We start from the raw sequence: 1,194 nt of genomic DNA on the forward strand, positions 1-1,194 counted from the left end.
GGGAGCAAGGGGGGCATGGGGGTCGGCTCCTGGGAAGGCGGTCGGACGAGGTGGTGCGTCGTCCAGTGTCCCCCATGCCCGGGGGCCCGCGTGCGCCGGCTACACGTCGGTCAGACGGATGCCCGCGTGGGCCTTGTAGCGGCGGTTCACGGAGATCAGGTTGGCGACCAGGGACTCGACCTGGTGGGCGTTGCGCAGGCGGCCGGCGAAGATGCCGCGCATCCCGGGGATGCGGCCGGCCAGCGCCTGCACGATCTCGACGTCGGCGCGCTCCTCGCCGAGGACCATCACGTCGGTGTCGATCTCCTCGATCTCCGGGTCCTCCAGGAGGACGGCGGAGAGGTGGTGGAAGGCGGCGGTGACACGCGAGTCCGGCAGGAGCGCGGCGGCCTGCTCGGCGGCGCTGCCCTCCTCCGGCTTCAGGGCGTAGGCGCCCTTCTTGTCGAAGCCGAGCGGGTTGACGCAGTCGATGACGAGCTTGCCGGCCAGGTCCTCGCGCAGCGATGTGAGGGTTTCGCCGTGTCCGTCCCACGGCACCGCGACGATCACGATGTCGCTGCGGCGGGCGGTCTCGGCGTTGTCGGCGCCCTCGACACCGTGCCCGAGGTCCTGGGCGACGCCCTGCGCGCGGTCGGCGGCCCGCGATCCGATGATCACCTTCTGGCCGGCCTTGGCGAGACGGTAGGCGAGGCCCTTGCCCTGCGGACCGGTGCCGCCGAGCACGCCGACGACGAGCCCCGAGACGTCCGGCAGGTCCCAGGGGTCCTTGGCGGGGGCCTTCGCGGGAGCCTGCGCGGCGGACTGCTGTGCACTGTCAGTAGAGGTCATGGGCCGACCTTACGTGCGGGTACGGGGCGGGCGACGGTCAGGTGAGCGCGGTCACGGGGATCCGGCGGAACGTGATCGTCTCGTCCGCGCCGAAGTCGCCCGTCCCGTGGAGCAGTCCGACGGTGTTCCGGTGGGCGCGTACGAGGTCGGAGTGCGCGGCGGGCAGTTCGTCGACGGTGTGGACGGGGCGCCGGGTGACGCCGTCGTCGCTGCCGGCGCGGACGGCTCGACCAGGCTCTCGCCGCCGTCCGCGGAGCGGGCGTCGGCGCGGGTGCCGGGGCCGGGGACCGGGCCGCCCCCGGGCCGCCCCCGGCCGGCGGCAGGCGTCGGAGGGGGCGGCTTCCGGGGCTCCCGGCGGGCGTCAGT

The 1,194-nt window shown here is 74.5% G+C and carries 1 protein-coding gene and 1 pseudogene; one reads left to right on the forward strand and one right to left on the reverse strand.

Annotated features, from left to right (window positions below; translation table 11 throughout):
* Positions 1–99 precede the first annotated feature (99 nt).
* Positions 100–828, reverse strand: a complete 729-nt coding sequence (npdG, locus tag P1P70_RS44840) for an NADPH-dependent F420 reductase (protein ID WP_319248279.1) — start codon at positions 826–828, stop codon at positions 100–102.
* Positions 829–934: 106 nt separating this feature from the next.
* Here npdG and P1P70_RS45975 point away from each other — a divergent pair.
* Positions 935–1,194: pseudogene (locus tag P1P70_RS45975) on the forward strand (hypothetical protein); the annotation flags it as partial.

The sequence above is a fragment of the Streptomyces sp. MB09-02B genome, from assembly GCF_033794485.1.
Taxonomy (GTDB): domain Bacteria; phylum Actinomycetota; class Actinomycetes; order Streptomycetales; family Streptomycetaceae; genus Streptomyces.